13 protein-coding genes are annotated in these 13,825 nt (G+C 67.9%); 6 read left to right on the top strand and 7 right to left on the bottom strand.

Features of this window, described 5'->3' with window-relative positions; all coding sequences use genetic code 11:
• Nucleotides 1-64: 64 nt before the first annotated feature.
• The 3 genes from BST38_RS20635 to BST38_RS20625 are packed head-to-tail and all read right to left on the bottom strand — an operon-like array spanning nucleotide 65 to nucleotide 3,293.
• The gene (locus BST38_RS20635) at nucleotides 65-1,342 is read right to left on the bottom strand and encodes a dicarboxylate/amino acid:cation symporter (protein ID WP_083145334.1); all 1,278 of its coding nucleotides are present in this window, start codon (nucleotides 1,340-1,342) and stop codon (nucleotides 65-67) included.
• 59 nt (nucleotides 1,343-1,401) lie between these two features.
• Nucleotides 1,402-2,349 carry a DUF1214 domain-containing protein gene (locus BST38_RS20630; protein ID WP_083145333.1) on the bottom strand — a complete coding sequence of 316 codons (948 nt, stop codon included), beginning with the start codon at nucleotides 2,347-2,349 and terminating at the stop codon, nucleotides 1,402-1,404.
• 2 nt (nucleotides 2,350-2,351) lie between these two features.
• Nucleotides 2,352-3,293: a heme o synthase gene (locus tag BST38_RS20625; protein WP_083145332.1), complete on the bottom strand. Its 942-nt coding sequence runs from the start codon at nucleotides 3,291-3,293 to the stop codon at nucleotides 2,352-2,354.
• Nucleotides 3,294-3,508: 215 nt separating this feature from the next.
• Between BST38_RS20625 and tkt the strand changes: the two genes are divergently transcribed.
• Genes tkt through pgl form a run of 5 tightly spaced genes read left to right on the top strand, consistent with a single transcriptional unit; the run spans nucleotide 3,509 to nucleotide 9,931 of the window.
• Entirely contained in the window at nucleotides 3,509-5,599 is a 2,091-nt protein-coding gene (tkt, locus tag BST38_RS20620) for a transketolase (RefSeq protein WP_083145331.1), read from the top strand.
• A gap of 8 nt (nucleotides 5,600-5,607) precedes the next feature.
• The gene (tal, locus tag BST38_RS20615) at nucleotides 5,608-6,723 is read left to right on the top strand and encodes a transaldolase (protein ID WP_083145330.1); all 1,116 of its coding nucleotides are present in this window, start codon (nucleotides 5,608-5,610) and stop codon (nucleotides 6,721-6,723) included.
• 58 nt (nucleotides 6,724-6,781) lie between these two features.
• Nucleotides 6,782-8,263, top strand: a complete 1,482-nt coding sequence (gene zwf, locus BST38_RS20610) for a glucose-6-phosphate dehydrogenase (protein ID WP_237160860.1) — start codon at nucleotides 6,782-6,784, stop codon at nucleotides 8,261-8,263.
• Between the two features lie 31 nt (nucleotides 8,264-8,294).
• A complete protein-coding gene (gene opcA, locus BST38_RS20605; RefSeq protein ID WP_083145328.1) occupies nucleotides 8,295-9,203 on the top strand; it encodes a glucose-6-phosphate dehydrogenase assembly protein OpcA in 909 nt (302 codons plus the stop codon).
• Nucleotides 9,200-9,931 (top strand): 6-phosphogluconolactonase, encoded by a 732-nt coding sequence (pgl, locus tag BST38_RS20600; protein ID WP_083145327.1) that lies wholly within the window; start codon nucleotides 9,200-9,202, stop codon nucleotides 9,929-9,931. The genes opcA and pgl overlap by 4 nt, the downstream gene beginning before the upstream one ends.
• Here pgl and BST38_RS20595 read toward each other — a convergent pair.
• From BST38_RS20595 to BST38_RS20580, 4 genes are all read right to left on the bottom strand, one after another.
• The gene (locus BST38_RS20595; RefSeq protein WP_083145326.1) at nucleotides 9,899-10,300 is read right to left on the bottom strand and encodes a DUF6632 domain-containing protein; all 402 of its coding nucleotides are present in this window, start codon (nucleotides 10,298-10,300) and stop codon (nucleotides 9,899-9,901) included. The two genes, pgl and BST38_RS20595, sit on opposite strands and share 33 nt — an antisense overlap.
• A 238-nt stretch (nucleotides 10,301-10,538) precedes the next feature.
• Complete coding sequence (locus tag BST38_RS20590) at nucleotides 10,539-11,153, bottom strand: LutC/YkgG family protein (RefSeq protein WP_083145325.1); 615 nt, start codon at nucleotides 11,151-11,153, stop codon at nucleotides 10,539-10,541.
• Nucleotides 11,146-12,636, bottom strand: a complete 1,491-nt coding sequence (locus BST38_RS20585; protein WP_083145324.1) for a LutB/LldF family L-lactate oxidation iron-sulfur protein — start codon at nucleotides 12,634-12,636, stop codon at nucleotides 11,146-11,148. The genes BST38_RS20590 and BST38_RS20585 overlap by 8 nt, the downstream gene beginning before the upstream one ends.
• Complete coding sequence (locus BST38_RS20580) at nucleotides 12,633-13,373, bottom strand: (Fe-S)-binding protein (RefSeq protein ID WP_207569362.1); 741 nt, start codon at nucleotides 13,371-13,373, stop codon at nucleotides 12,633-12,635. The genes BST38_RS20585 and BST38_RS20580 overlap by 4 nt, the downstream gene beginning before the upstream one ends.
• A gap of 53 nt (nucleotides 13,374-13,426) precedes the next feature.
• Between BST38_RS20580 and BST38_RS20575 the strand changes: the two genes are divergently transcribed.
• Complete coding sequence (locus BST38_RS20575) at nucleotides 13,427-13,798, top strand: ATPase (protein ID WP_083145322.1); 372 nt, start codon at nucleotides 13,427-13,429, stop codon at nucleotides 13,796-13,798.
• Nucleotides 13,799-13,825 lie beyond the last annotated feature (27 nt).

Below are 13,825 nucleotides of genomic sequence, written 5' to 3'. Positions count from 1 at the left end.
GAGAACCCAGCCGCAAACCCCGCCACCACGCCGGATTAATTCAGCAGGCTCCTAGCGCCCTGCGCTAGTCGGCGCCGGCCGAGACCAGGTCGACCTCGTCGGCGGTCACGGTCTTGCGCCCGTTGTAGACGTCGCGGTCGATCTCGTCGTCGGCGTCGGCGACCAGCATCGCGAGGAAGGTGTCGCCGTTGACGTTGAGGAAGGTCCGGAAGATCCCGGCGAACCAGTCGACGGCGATCAGCAGGCCGACCGCCTCGAACGGCAGCCCCAGCGTGGTGGCCAGGAACATCGCCACCACCGGGAAACCGCCGGGCACCGTGATGGTGCCCATGTTGAGCAGGATCGCCAACCCCATCCCGAGCGCGATCTGCCCGAAGCTCAACTCGATGCCACCGGCCTGCGCGAGGAACATCACGACGATCATGTAGTTCAGCACGGCGCCGTACGAGCCCATCGTCAGCCCGATCGACAGCGTGAAGTTGGCGACCTTCTGGCTGATCCCGACCTTCTCGATCGCGCTCTTCAGCACGGTCGGGAAGGTGACCGCCGAGCTCGTCGTCGTGACCGCGATCGCGGTCTGCTCGGCCAGCTTGCCGGGCAGCAGCCGAGGGTTGAGCCTGGTGCGCACGGTGACCACGACGACGAACGCCGCGAACAGGATCAACACTCCGAGCAGCGTCGTCCCGAGGTACTTCAGCGCGGTGGTCACTACGGAGAAGCCGACGTCGCCGGCCAGAGCGGCCAGCAGACAGAAGACACCGATCGGCGCGACGTACATGACCAGCCGGATCATCGTCAGCACGATCTGCTGGATCTGGTCGATGAACGTCAGCACCCGGTCATCCCCGGTCTTGGCGATCTGGGTGCGCAACGCGATCCCGAACAACAACGAGAACACGATGATCGGCACCATCGTCGCCGTGGACATCGCGTCGAAGATGTTGGTGGAGACGAAGTTTCGCAGAGTGTCCTGCCAGCCGAGGGCCTCGGCCGCCGAGTCCTGCAGTTCGGCGTCCACTCCCCCGCCGAACACGATGCCCGCCCCCGGGCGCATCAGCGTGCTCAGCCCCCACGCCAAAACGGCCGCGACCGCCGAGAACCCCAGCATCCACGAGAAGGTGCGCACCGCGATGCGCCCGGTGCCCGCCCCCGTCATCGACCCGGTCGCGACGATCACCGACGCCATCACCAGCGGCACGATCGACATCTGGATCAGCCGGATGAACATGTCGCCGATGAACTTCACGTTCGCGGCCCAGTCGCCGACGAGGAGACCGAACACGATGCCGGCGATCGCGGCGACACCGATCTGCAGCGCGGGGTGTTTCAGGGTTCTGGTCATAGGTGCCCGACCGTAGGTCGGGCCCGCTACCGGCGGATGCCCGGACCGTTTCACCACTGTTAAGCCCGCCGCGCCTCCGGGAACGTCCAGGATCCGTCGAGGATCTGCGGCCGCGGCCGGTACAGCCGCACCAGGTAGTTCCAGCCGGGGGTCACGGGAAGGTGGTTCGCGGCACCGGTGGGGTCGCCGCCGAACTGCACGGTGACCGCACCGTCGGCGTCCTTGGCGGCGGTCACGTTGTTGACCGAGTACGCGTCGGCCGGGTTCGCGGTGAAGTAGCCGTCGGCGTTGTAGACGGTGATCGACCAGAATCCGTCGACCGGGACGTCGCGCACCGTCAGGCGGTGCACCGTGTCACCGTCGTCGGCGGCGGGGTTGACGGTCAGGTACAGCGCGTCGCGCTCGGGGTTGCCACCCCACGCGGCCGCCGCGCCGATCAGCCTGCGCACCGGGTCGACCTCGCCGTCGGCGCCGAACATGCCGCGGGTGTCGGGCAGCGTCGCGAACAGCGCGACCAGCGGGTCGCGCACCTGTTTCTGGCTCACCGGGTCCCATTCCGGTACCTCGAACACCCCGGGTGAGTCCTGCTCGACGGCGACCGCGTCCTGCAGAGCGTGCACGGCGGCCAGATCCTCGGCGTCGTTCGGGTCGACGAGGATGCGCAACGCGAGCATCACGTACCGGGTGCCGATGCCGGCCCGGTCGAAGGTGTGCGCGCCGCAGTCGTAGATCACGGTGGGCACGTAGTGGTCCTCGGTGATCACCTGCAGCGACAGGAATCGCTCACCGGCGTCGGGCAGCGTGACGGTCACCGGTCCGGCGTCGAGGTCGAAGACGCCTGCCGAGTAGAGGGTGTCGCGGTTCTGCCGCACGACGAGCTGGTTGTCCAGCGGGCCGAAATCGCGGTAGTGGGTGAAGGACCCGAGCGCTCCGTCGCGGACGACGTTGCCGAAATACAGGTCCGATTCGGCCCGGATGAAATTGTCCGGGCTGACGCGCACGGTCACGCTCAGACGTGCAGCAGGGTGGGCAGCGCCAGCGCCGAGTCGACCGCGAGCGCGCAGAAGACGACGGCCAGGTAGTTGTTGGACTGCAGGAACAGCCGCAGCGGCTTGACCGCCTCGCCGCGCTTGACGCCGGCATAGAGCTGGTGGGCCATCACCAGGAACCAGGTGCCCGCCAGGATCGCGACCGATGCGTACAGCCAGCCGGTGGTCAGCGCCAGCGCCAGCGTCGCGGCCACGGTCAGCCAGGTGTACACCAGGATGTGCTTGGTGACCCGCTCCTCGGTGGCCACGACGGGCAGCATCGGGACACCGGCCGCCTCGTAGTCCTCCTTGTAGCGCATCGCCAGCGCCCAGGTGTGCGGCGGCGTCCAGAAGAAGATGATCAGGAACATCACCAGCGCGGGCCACTGGATGGTGCCGGTGACCGCCGACCAGCCGATCATCACCGGCATGCAGCCCGCCGCGCCGCCCCACACCACGTTCTGTGAGGTGCGGCGCTTGAGCAGCAGGGTGTAGACGAGCACGTAGAACGCGATGGTGGCGCCGGCCAGATGCGCCGAGAGCATGTTGGTGGTCCACCACAGCCAGAAGAACGACGCGACCGACAGCGCCAGACCGAAGACCAGCGCGTGGCTGCGCGGCACTGTCGCACGGGCCAGCGCCCGGCGCTCGGTGCGCTTCATCTTCTTGTCGATGTCGGCGTCGGCGACACAGTTCAGCGTGTTGGCGCCCGCGGCGGCCAGCAAGCCACCGACGAGGGTGTTGAGGATCAGCAGCGGGTCGACGGTGCCGCGGTTGGCGAGCAGCATCGCCGGGATCGTGGTGACGAGCAGCAGCTCGATCACGCGGGGCTTGGTCAGCCCGATGTAACCGAGGACACGGTCGCGGAAGCGGATCGGCCCGTCAACGGAGTCGTTGACGAGGCTGCCTTCGCGGATCCTCACGCAACCAACTCCTCAGCAACACCTCGGGCAACGCCCAGACGACCATCTACTACAGAGGATGGTAGACCGCTACGGTCGTTGTCCGAAATTGCAGGGTCGATTCGCAGCCGCTTCTCGGGATGACAACTGCATCGGCTACCCGTTCACCACTAGGGTGGTCCATGCGGATCGACAGTCGGAACAACACCGCCCGCACTAATCAAGGAGCCCTTGTCGTGACCACGATCGAAGAGATCAATTCCCTCACCCGGCCCAACCATCCGGACGACTGGACCGATCTGGATTCGCGCGCAGTCGACACGGTGCGCGTGCTGGCAGCCGACGCGGTGCAGAAGGTCGGCAACGGGCATCCGGGCACCGCGATGAGCCTGGCCCCGCTGGCCTACACCCTGTTTCAGCGGCAGATGCGCCACGACCCCAGCGACGTGCACTGGCTCGGCCGGGACCGCTTCATCCTGTCCTGCGGACACTCCAGCCTGACGCTGTACATCCAGCTCTACCTCGGCGGCTTCGGCCTCGAGCTGTCCGACATCGAGGCGCTGCGGACCTTCAAGTCCAAGACGCCCGGTCACCCCGAGTTCCGCCACACCCCCGGTGTGGAGATCACCACCGGCCCGCTCGGTCAGGGCCTGGCCTCGGCGGTCGGCATGGCCATGGCGGCCCGCTACGAGCGTGGCCTGTTCGACCCGGACGCCGCGCCCGGTGAGAGCCCGTTCGACCACTACATCTACGTGATCGCCTCCGACGGCGACATCGAGGAGGGCGTCACCAGCGAGGCGTCGTCGCTGGCGGGCACCCAGCAGCTGGGCAACCTGATCGTCTTCTACGACAAGAACCACATCTCGATCGAGCACGACACCGACATCGCCCTGAGCGAGGACGTCGCCGCGCGCTACCGCGCCTACGGCTGGCACGTCCAGGAGGTCGAGGGCGGCGAGAACGTCGTCGGCATTGAACAGGCAATCGCGGAGGCCAAAAAGGTCACCGACATGCCGTCGCTGATCTCGGTGCGCACGATCATCGGCTACCCGGCGCCGAACAAGATGAACACCGGCGGCGTGCACGGTTCGGCGCTCGGCGACGACGAGGTCGCGGCGACCAAGAAGATCCTCGGCTTCGACCCCGAGAAGACCTTCGAGGTCAGCGAGGACGTGATCACCCACACCCGGGGGCTGGTGGCGCGCGGCAAGGAGGCCCACGAGGCCTGGCAGCAGGACTTCGACGCCTGGGCCCAGCGCGAGCCCGAGCGCAAGAAACTGCTGGACCGGCTGGTGGCCGAGGAGCTGCCCGAGGGCTGGGATTCGGACCTGACGTACTGGGAGCCCGGGTCCAAGGGCGTCGCCACCCGCGCAGCGTTCGGCCAGGTGCTCAACGACGTCGCACCGAAGCTGCCCGAGCTGTGGGGTGGTTCGGCGGATCTGGCGGGCAGCAACAACACCACCATCAAGGGTGTGAAATCGTTTGGCCCGCCGTCGATCTCGACCGACGACTTCACCGCCGACTGGTACGGACGGGTGCTGCACTTCGGTATCCGCGAGCACGCGATGGGCTCGATCCTGTCCGGCATCGTGCTGCACGGTCCGACCCGCGCGTTCGGCGGAACCTTCCTGCAGTTCTCGGATTACATGCGGCCCGCGGTACGGCTGGCGTCGCTGATGGACATCGACACCATCTACATCTGGACCCACGATTCGATCGGCCTCGGCGAGGACGGCCCGACCCATCAGCCGATCGAGCATCTCGCCGCGCTGCGCGCGATCCCGAACCTGTCGGTGGTGCGCCCCGGTGACCCGAACGAGACGGCGTACGCGTGGCGCAGCATCCTCGCGCGCGGAAACGGCAGCGGCCCGGTCGGTTTCATTCTGACCCGGCAGGCGGTCCCGGTGCTGGAAGGCACCGACGCCGAGGGTGTCGCCCGTGGCGGTTACGTCCTGGGCGGCGGGGACGCCACCGGGGCCGACGTGATCCTGATCGCGACCGGCTCCGAGCTGCAGCTGGCCGTGGAGGCCAAGAAGTTGCTGGCGGACAAGGAGATCAACGCCGCGGTGGTGTCGATGCCGTGCGTCGAATGGTTCGAGTCGCAGCCGAAGGAGTACCGCGACAGCGTCCTTCCGCCGAATGTGTCGGCGCGCGTGGCGGTCGAGGCGGCGGTCGCGCAGAGCTGGTACAAGCTCGTCGGTGACACCGGCGAGATCATCTCGATCGAGCACTACGGCGAATCCGCCGACGACAAGACCCTGTTCCGCGAATTCGGTTTCACCCCTGAGGCAGTGGCGGCCGCGGCGGAACGCACGATACAGAATTGAGGAACGACATGACCCAGAACCCGAATCTGGCGGCACTTTCCGAGGCCGGCGTCTCGGTGTGGCTCGACGACCTGTCCCGCGAGCGGCTGCAGACCGGCAACCTGCAGGAGCTGATCGACACCAAGTCGATTGTCGGCGTGACGACCAACCCGTCGATCTTCCAGGCCGCCCTGTCCAAGGGACACGCCTACGACGCGCAGGTCAAGGAGCTCGCCGAGCGCGGCGCCGACGTGGACGCGACCATCCGCACCGTGACCACCGACGACGTCCGCAACGCCTGCGACGTGCTGGCCAAGCAGTACGAACTGTCCGACGGCGTCGACGGGCGGGTGTCCATCGAGGTCGACCCGCGCCTGGCCCACGACACCGACAAGACGATCCTGCAGGCCATCGAGCTGTGGAAGATCGTCGACCGCCCGAACCTGCTGATCAAGATCCCGGCGACCGAGGCAGGTCTGCCGGCGATCACCGCGGTGCTCGCCGAGGGCATCTCGGTCAACGTGACCCTGATCTTCTCCGTCGAGCGCTACCGGGCCGTGATGGACGCCTACCTCGCCGGTCTGGAGAAGGCCAAGGAGGCGGGCCACGACCTGTCCCGGATTCACTCCGTCGCATCGTTCTTCGTGTCCCGGGTGGACACCGAGATCGACAACCGGCTGGAGAAGATCGGCTCCGAGGACGCGCTCGCGCTGCGCGGCAAGGCGGGCGTGGCCAACGCCCGGCTGGCGTACGCCGCCTACGAGGAGATCTTCCTCGGCGGGGAGCGCTTCGCTCCGCTGAAGGAGGCCGGCGCCCGGGTTCAGCGTCCGCTGTGGGCGTCGACCGGTGTGAAGAACCCGGACTACTCCGACACGCTGTACGTCACCGAGCTCGTCGCCCCGAACACGGTGAACACCATGCCGGAGAAGACCCTCGACGCGGTCGCCGACCATGGGACCGTCACCGGAGACACCGTCACCGGCCGCGGCGCCGAGTCTCAGGAGGTCTTCGACAAGCTTTCCGCGATCGGCATCGACATCACCGACGTGTTCCTGGTGCTGGAGAACGAAGGCGTCGAGAAGTTCGAGAAGTCCTGGCAGGAACTGCTGGAGGCCACACAGGGTCAACTCGACGAGAAGAAGTGACCGGGTAACCGTGGCCGAGCTCTGGCGTAACCCGTTGCGGGACAAGCGCGACAAGCGCATGCCCCGCGTGGCAGGCCCGTGCAGCGTCATCATCTTCGGGGTGACCGGGGACCTTGCACGCAAGAAGCTCATGCCGGCGATCTACGACCTGGCCAACCGGGGGCTGCTGCCGCCGTCGTTCGCCCTGGTCGGGTTCGCGCGCCGGGACTGGGAGGACGAGGATTTCAGCCAGGTGGTGTACGACGCCGTCAAACAGCACGCGCGCACACCGTTCCGGCAGGAAGTGTGGGACCGCCTCGCCGAGGGGTTCCGGTTCGTCCAGGGCACGTTCGACGACGACGCCGGCTTCGTGCAGCTGGCCGAGACGTTGGACAAACTCGACGTCGAGCGCGGCACCGGCGGCAATCACGCGTTCTATCTGTCGATCCCGCCCAACGCATTCCCGGTGGTGTGCGGGCAGTTGCAGAAGTCGGGACTGGCCAAGGCGAAGAACGGCAGCTGGAGCCGGGTCGTCATCGAGAAGCCGTTCGGACATGATCTCAAGAGCGCGTGTGAGCTCAACGCGGTGGTCAACAGCGTCTTCCCCGAGGAGTCGGTGTTCCGCATCGACCACTACCTCGGCAAGGAGACGGTGCAGAACATCCTGGCCTTGCGTTTCGCCAATGAGCTCTACGAACCGATCTGGAACTCGCACTACGTCGACCACGTCCAGATCACGATGGCCGAGGACATCGGATTGGGTGGTCGCGCAGGCTATTACGACGGTATCGGTGCCGCGCGGGACGTCATCCAGAACCACCTGATCCAGCTGCTGGCGTTGACCGCGATGGAGGAGCCGGTCAACTTCAGCCCGCACGAGCTGCAGGCCGAGAAGCTCAAGGTGCTCGGTGCGACACGTCCGCTCGGCCCGCTGGACGAGACCACCGCACGCGGCCAGTACGCGGCGGGCTGGCAGGGCAGTGAACGGGTTCCGGGCCTGTTGGAGGAGGAGGGGTTCGCGGCCGATTCCGTCACCGAGACGTACGCCGCGATCACCCTTGAGGTCGACACCCGGCGCTGGGCGGGCGTGCCGTTCTTCCTGCGCACCGGAAAACGGTTGGCGCGCAGGGTCACCGAGGTGGCCCTGGTGTTCAAGCGGGCACCGCATCTGCCGTTCGACGCGACCATGACCGAAGAACTCGGCAAGAACGCGCTGGTGCTGCGCATCCAGCCAGACGAGGGCATCACGATGCGCTTCGGTTCCAAGGTGCCGGGCAGCGCGATGGAGGTCCGCGACGTCAACATGGACTTCTCGTACGGCTCGGCGTTCGCCGAGGACTCCCCCGAGGCCTACGAGCGGCTGATCCTCGATGTGCTGCTCGGGGAGCCCTCGCTGTTCCCGGTCAATGCCGAGGTCGAATTGTCCTGGGAGATCCTGGATCCCGTACTGGAGCACTGGGCGGCACACGGCAAGCCAGACCCGTACGAGTCCGGTACGTGGGGTCCGGCGTCCGCGAACGAGATGGTGCGCAGGCTGGACCGGGAATGGAGGCGACCGTGACGAGCGCTTGCGCGAGGAACCGAGGTCTCCGATGATCGTCGAGCTCGCGGACACCACCACCAACGAGATCAACAAGAAGATCATCGGCATTCGCGAAGAGGGCGGGGCGCTCACGCTGGGCCGGGTGCTGACGCTGGTCATCACCCCCGACTGCGAGGAGACGCTGGAGAGCGCGATCGAGGCGGCGAACTTCGCCAGCCGCGAGCATCCGTGCCGGGTGATCGTCGCGCTGGCCGGCGACCGTTCGGCGGCACCGCGCCTGGACGCCGAACTGCGCGTCGGCCGCGACGCAGGTGCCGGTGAGGTCGTGGTGCTGCGGCTGTCCGGTGAGTTGGCCGACCACGCCGACAGCGTGGTGCTGCCCTTCCTGCTGCCCGACACCCCGGTGGTGGCATGGTGGCCGGCCACCGCGCCGCCGGTGCCGTCGGAGGATCCGTTGGGCAGGTTGGCGATCCGCCGGATCACCGACGCCACCCTGGCGGAGGACCCGCTGGAGGCGATCAAGAGCCGGCTGCCCGGTTATGCGCCCGGTGACACCGACATCGCCTGGAGCCGCGTGACGTACTGGCGGGCGCTGCTGGCCTCGGCGATCGACGAGCCGCCGCACGAGCCGATCGAGAAGGCCGTCGTATCGGGTCTGAAATCCGAACCGGCGCTGGACATCATGGCCGGCTGGCTGGCCAGCCGGATCGACGGTGAGGTGATCCGCGCGGTCGGCACGCTGAAGGTGGAGTTGCACCGCGCCAGCGAGATGATCACGTTGAGCCGTCCGCAGGACGGCCTGACCGCGACCCTGAGCCGCACATCGCGGCCGGTGGCGTTGGTGCCGCTGGCGCGCCGGGACGTCCCGGACTGCCTGGCCGAGGAATTGCGGCGGCTCGATGCCGACGAGATCTATCGCGAAGCGCTGACGGGGATCGAGAAAGTGGTGTATCGATGACGGCGACCGTCGAAACCTATTCGGACACTGCCGCTTTGGTTGCGGCCACGGGTGACCGGCTGGTCGACACGATCAAATCCGCGATCTCGGCGCGGGGTGCGGCGACCGTCGTACTGACCGGCGGCGGCACCGGGATCGGTCTGCTGAAGCGGGTCGGCGAACGCAGCGACGAAATCGACTGGTCGAAGGTGCACATCTACTGGGGAGACGAGCGTTTCGTTCCGGCCGACGACGATGAGCGCAACGAGAAGCAGGCCCGCGAGGCGCTTCTCGACCACATCGACATCCCGGACGGGAACGTGCACGCGATCGCGCCGAGTGACGGCGAGTTCGGCGATGCGCTCGACGCGGCCGCCGAGGCGTACTCCCAGGTGCTCGCCGAAGCCGGACCGGATCCGACGCCCGAATTCGACGTCCACCTGCTGGGTATGGGGCCCGAGGGACACGTGAACTCGCTGTTCCCCGACACCGACGCGGTGAAGGAGACTGAACGTTTCGTCGTCGGGGTGACAGACTCCCCGAAGCCGCCGCCGCGCCGGATCACGTTGACGCTGCCCGCTGTTCAGCGGTCGCGCGAGGTGTGGCTGGTGGTGTCCGGCGAGGGCAAAGCCGAGGCGGTTGCGGCCGCGATCGGCGGCGCGCAGCCGGTCGACATCCCCGCCGCGGGCGCGGTGGGCCGCGAGGCCACGGTGTGGCTACTCGACGAAGCGGCGGCCTCGAAGCTCTGACTTACGCGTCAGCACTGCCAGCGTCACCGCCACGAGGAGCAACGCCGGGACGTCACCCCACAGGTGTCCGCGGTGCGGGCCGTCCAACGACTGCACCGCCATGATCGCGGCGTGCACGACGCTGGACCACACGGTGAACCAGATCAGGCTGGCGTGCTCCTCGGGCCGGCGGGCCGCATTGCACAGGCAGGCGCCCAGCACCGCGTAGATGCCGACGATCATCATGAAGTACTGGGATTCGTGCGGCGCGCCGTGGTGCCACGCCCAGCCCGAGGGCCAGACCAGCGCCAGCGGGTAAAGCAGGAGCATCACCGCGCCGAAGACGACGAGCGCGATGCGCAGGAGTCTGTAGCTCGTCGCCGCTGTCATCGCCGCTCCTCCGTGGACTGCGCACACAGTAACGCCACCTCGTGCCGGCAGGTGGGCGCCCGACAACTACGGCGACGACCCACCACCGTTCTGATGTTCTCGGGCATCGGCGACGCCGGCCATGTACTGGGAGATCCGGTCCGTCAACGCGCCGGCGGTCAGTCGCGGGTTGTGGTCACAGTGCCGAGTGTCCATGTAGATCAGACGCCGGCGAGCATTAGACGGTTCCGTGCGACTCCTAGTCGACGACGAGCACGTGCAGCGTCCTCGGCCCGTGCACTCCCTCGACACGATCGAGCTCGATGTCGCTGGTCGCACTCGGCCCGCTGATCCACGTCAGCGGGCGGGTAGCCAGCCCCGATTCCGTCAATCGCGCGACGGCACCGGGAACATCGTCGACGATCTGATCGACCCGCACCACGCAGACGTGCACATCCGGCACCAGGCTAAGCGCCCGACGACCCTGCCCCGGTCCGTGCGACAACACGATCGTTCCGGTGTTGGCGATGCCGACCGACGCCGTCGTCACGACCGCGTCGACGGCATCCAATTCCGCGGCAGACAGCCCCTCGTCGCGGACCCAGGCAGCGCTGTCGGGCCACGACTCGATCACGCTGCCCTCGGCCACCACCCGCGCGAAGTCCTTCAGCGCCGACGCGAGCGCCGCCCCGACGTCGTCGACCCTTTCCACCCGGGCCCGGTAATCCGCCACCCGTTCGATGAACCGATCCACCAAACCGAGATCGCCGGTCCCCACGTCGCGGCCGTACTCCCACGGCACCTCGGGGACCTCGGGACGGTCGTGCAACGCGGCCCGGATCCGCCCGAGGATCTGCTGACGCGCCTCATTCATCGGCGCCGCCGTCAGTCCGTTCCCACCACGTCCGGAACGACTCGGTGGGCGGCACGGGCGCGTCCCGCGCCTGCGACCATCCGCTGGCCGGCCACGGCAACGACCGCAGCGCGTCCTTGCTGCCGAACAGCTTGCTGCGCAGCACCTTCCCGCCGATACCCGCCGCCTTCTCGGCGCCCTCCAGCCTCCGGTGATCGGCGAACAGCCAGCCGGCCGCCTTCATCGCCGCCTGTTCCCCCGACGGCAACCCGCCGCGCTGCTCGTCCACCACCCGGGTGCGCAGGTGAACCAGCATCGACGGGATGTCGATGCGCACAGGACACACGTCGAAGCACGCCCCGCACAGGCTCGACGCATACGGCAGCGACTTGTCGATCTCACTGGATGTCCCGCGCAGCTGCGGCGTCAGCACCGCCCCGATCGGGCCCGGATACACCGAGCCGTAGGAGTGACCACCCGCCCGCTCGTACACCGGGCACACGTTCAGACATGCCGAACACCTGATGCAGCGCAGCGCATCCCGGCCTTTCGGGTCGGCGAGCACATGGGTCCGGCCGTTGTCGAGGAGCACGATGTGCACGTTCTGCGGCCCGTCGCCATCGGCCGTGCCGGTCCAGATCGATGTGTAGGGGTTCTCCCGCTCCCCCGTGCTGCTGCGCGGCAGCACCTGCATCAACACCTCGAGATCCCGCCACGACGGCAGCACCTTCTCGATGCCCACCACCGAGATCAGCGTCTCGGGCAGCGTCAGGCACATCCGCCCGTTGCCTTCGGACTCGACGACCACGAGACTTCCGGTGTCGGCGATCGCGAAGTTCGCCCCGGATATCGCGACCCGTGCGCGCAGGAACTTCTCCCGCAGATGCAGGCGTGCCGCCTCGGCCAGCCGGCGGGGCTCGTCGGTCAGATCCTCGGGGGCCGGGCGGCCGACTTTGGCCATCTCCCGCAGGAAGATCTCGCGCACCTCGGCGCGGTTGCGGTGGATCGCGGGCACCAGGATGTGGCTCGGCCAGTCGCCACCGAGCTGCACGATCAACTCGGCGAGATCGGTCTCCCACGCATCGATCCCCGCGGCGGCCAGCGCCTCGTTCAGCTCGATCTCCTGGGTGGCCATCGACTTGACCTTGACCACCTCGCGCGTGTCGGCCGCGCGCACCAGGTCGACGACGATCCGGTTGGCCTCCTCGGCGTCCCGGGCCCAGTGCACCGTCGCACCGGCCGCCGTCGCGTTGGCCTCGAACGCCTCCAGATGCTCGTCGAGCCGGTGCAGCGCGGCGTCCTTGATGGCTTCGGCGGCCAGCCGCAGCTGCTCCCAGTTGTCGAGCTCCTCGACGACGCGGGCGCGTTTGGTCCGGATGGTTCCGGTGGCGTGGGCGAGGTTGCGCCGCAGCACCGAGTCGCCCAGCGCGTCGCGGGCCGCGGTCTGGAACTTCGGCAGCCCGAGGAACTGCTTGGTCACCCCGACGCGGGGATGGTCGCTCATCCCGGTCCGCCTTCGGTGCGGGCCAGCACCTCGGCAAGGTGCATCACGCGCATCCCGCTGCGTTGCCGCGACAGCAACCCGCCGATGTGCGCCAGACACGAGTTATCGCCGGCGACAAGCACTTCCGTACCGGTGTCGCGGGCGGCCCTGGCCTTGTCGAAGCCCATCGCGACCGAGGTGTCGGCGTTCTTGAGCGCGAAGGTCCCGCCGAAACCGCAGCACTGGTCGGCGCGGGGCAGTTCGACGAGGTCGATGCCGCGCACCGCCTGCAGCAGCTGCAGCGGCTTGTCCCCGACGCGAAGCATCCGCAGCGAGTGACATGTCGGGTGGTAGGTGACGCGATGCGGGAAGTACGCGCCGACGTCGGTGACGCCCAGGACGTCGACGAGGAACTCGGAGAGCTCGTAGACGTTGGGCGCCAGGATCTCGACCTCGTCCTGCATCGCACGGCACCCGGCCCGTGCGGCGATGTCGCGGTGCTGGTGACGCACCGAGCCGACGCAGGATCCCGACGGCGCGACGACGGCGTCGTACCCGGCGAATGCGGCGACGAAGTTCCGCACCGCGGGGATGGCCTCCTCCGCGTAACCGGTGTTGGTGAACATCTGCCCGCAGCACGTCTGCTCGACCGGGAACTCCACCCGACATCCGAGCCGTTGTAGCAGTCGCACAACGGCTTTCGGGGTATCCGGCCACATCAGGTCGTTGTAGCAGGTGGCGAACAGTGCCACCCGCATGTTCATGGGCGCATCCTCACCACCGTATCCGATGTGTGGGCCATACTGGCCGAATGTCAGACAAAGCGGGCAGACCCGTCCGGACCGGCCCCGAACGGATCCGCAAGCTCGCCCAGGCGGCGCTGAACGCCGACGTCACCGTCGAGCAGGTCGACACCATCCTGGAAAGCCTGAGCGTGACGCTCGAAGATCTCAGCCGCTCCACCGAGATCCTCGACGTCACGCTGGAGCGGTTCAACGGAACCATCAACCAGATCAACGAGCTCGCCCCGCGGCTGATCGCCGTCGTCGACCGGATGGAGGGCATCGTGTCCCGGGTCGAGCGCATCGTCGGCGTCGGCGAATCGGTGATCATGCCGCTGGCCGCCACCGAGCAGGTCATCCGCGGCGCGCTGGACCGGGTGCGACGCACGACGGGCCTGTAACGGGCTAGCCGGAGTTGCGACAGCAAC

This window comes from Mycolicibacterium parafortuitum, from assembly GCF_002086815.1.
Classification (GTDB): Bacteria; Actinomycetota; Actinomycetes; order Mycobacteriales; family Mycobacteriaceae; genus Mycobacterium; species Mycobacterium parafortuitum.
Note: the sequence above shows the minus strand (reverse complement) of the source record. Positions and strands in the feature narration are given on the sequence as shown.

Coding starts and splice junctions, on each gene's coding strand:
- BST38_RS20635 (WP_083145334.1), bottom strand. CDS start 1,342: ATGACCAGAACCCTGAAACACCCCGCGCTGCAGATCGGTGTCGCCGCG.
- tal (WP_083145330.1), top strand. CDS start 5,608: ATGACCCAGAACCCGAATCTGGCGGCACTTTCCGAGGCCGGCGTCTCG.
- zwf (WP_237160860.1), top strand. CDS start 6,782: ATGCCCCGCGTGGCAGGCCCGTGCAGCGTCATCATCTTCGGGGTGACC.
- opcA (WP_083145328.1), top strand. CDS start 8,295: ATGATCGTCGAGCTCGCGGACACCACCACCAACGAGATCAACAAGAAG.
- pgl (WP_083145327.1), top strand. CDS start 9,200: ATGACGGCGACCGTCGAAACCTATTCGGACACTGCCGCTTTGGTTGCG.
- BST38_RS20595 (WP_083145326.1), bottom strand. CDS start 10,300: ATGACAGCGGCGACGAGCTACAGACTCCTGCGCATCGCGCTCGTCGTC.
- BST38_RS20590 (WP_083145325.1), bottom strand. CDS start 11,153: ATGAATGAGGCGCGTCAGCAGATCCTCGGGCGGATCCGGGCCGCGTTG.
- BST38_RS20585 (WP_083145324.1), bottom strand. CDS start 12,636: ATGAGCGACCATCCCCGCGTCGGGGTGACCAAGCAGTTCCTCGGGCTG.
- BST38_RS20580 (WP_207569362.1), bottom strand. CDS start 13,373: ATGCGGGTGGCACTGTTCGCCACCTGCTACAACGACCTGATGTGGCCG.
- BST38_RS20575 (WP_083145322.1), top strand. CDS start 13,427: ATGTCAGACAAAGCGGGCAGACCCGTCCGGACCGGCCCCGAACGGATC.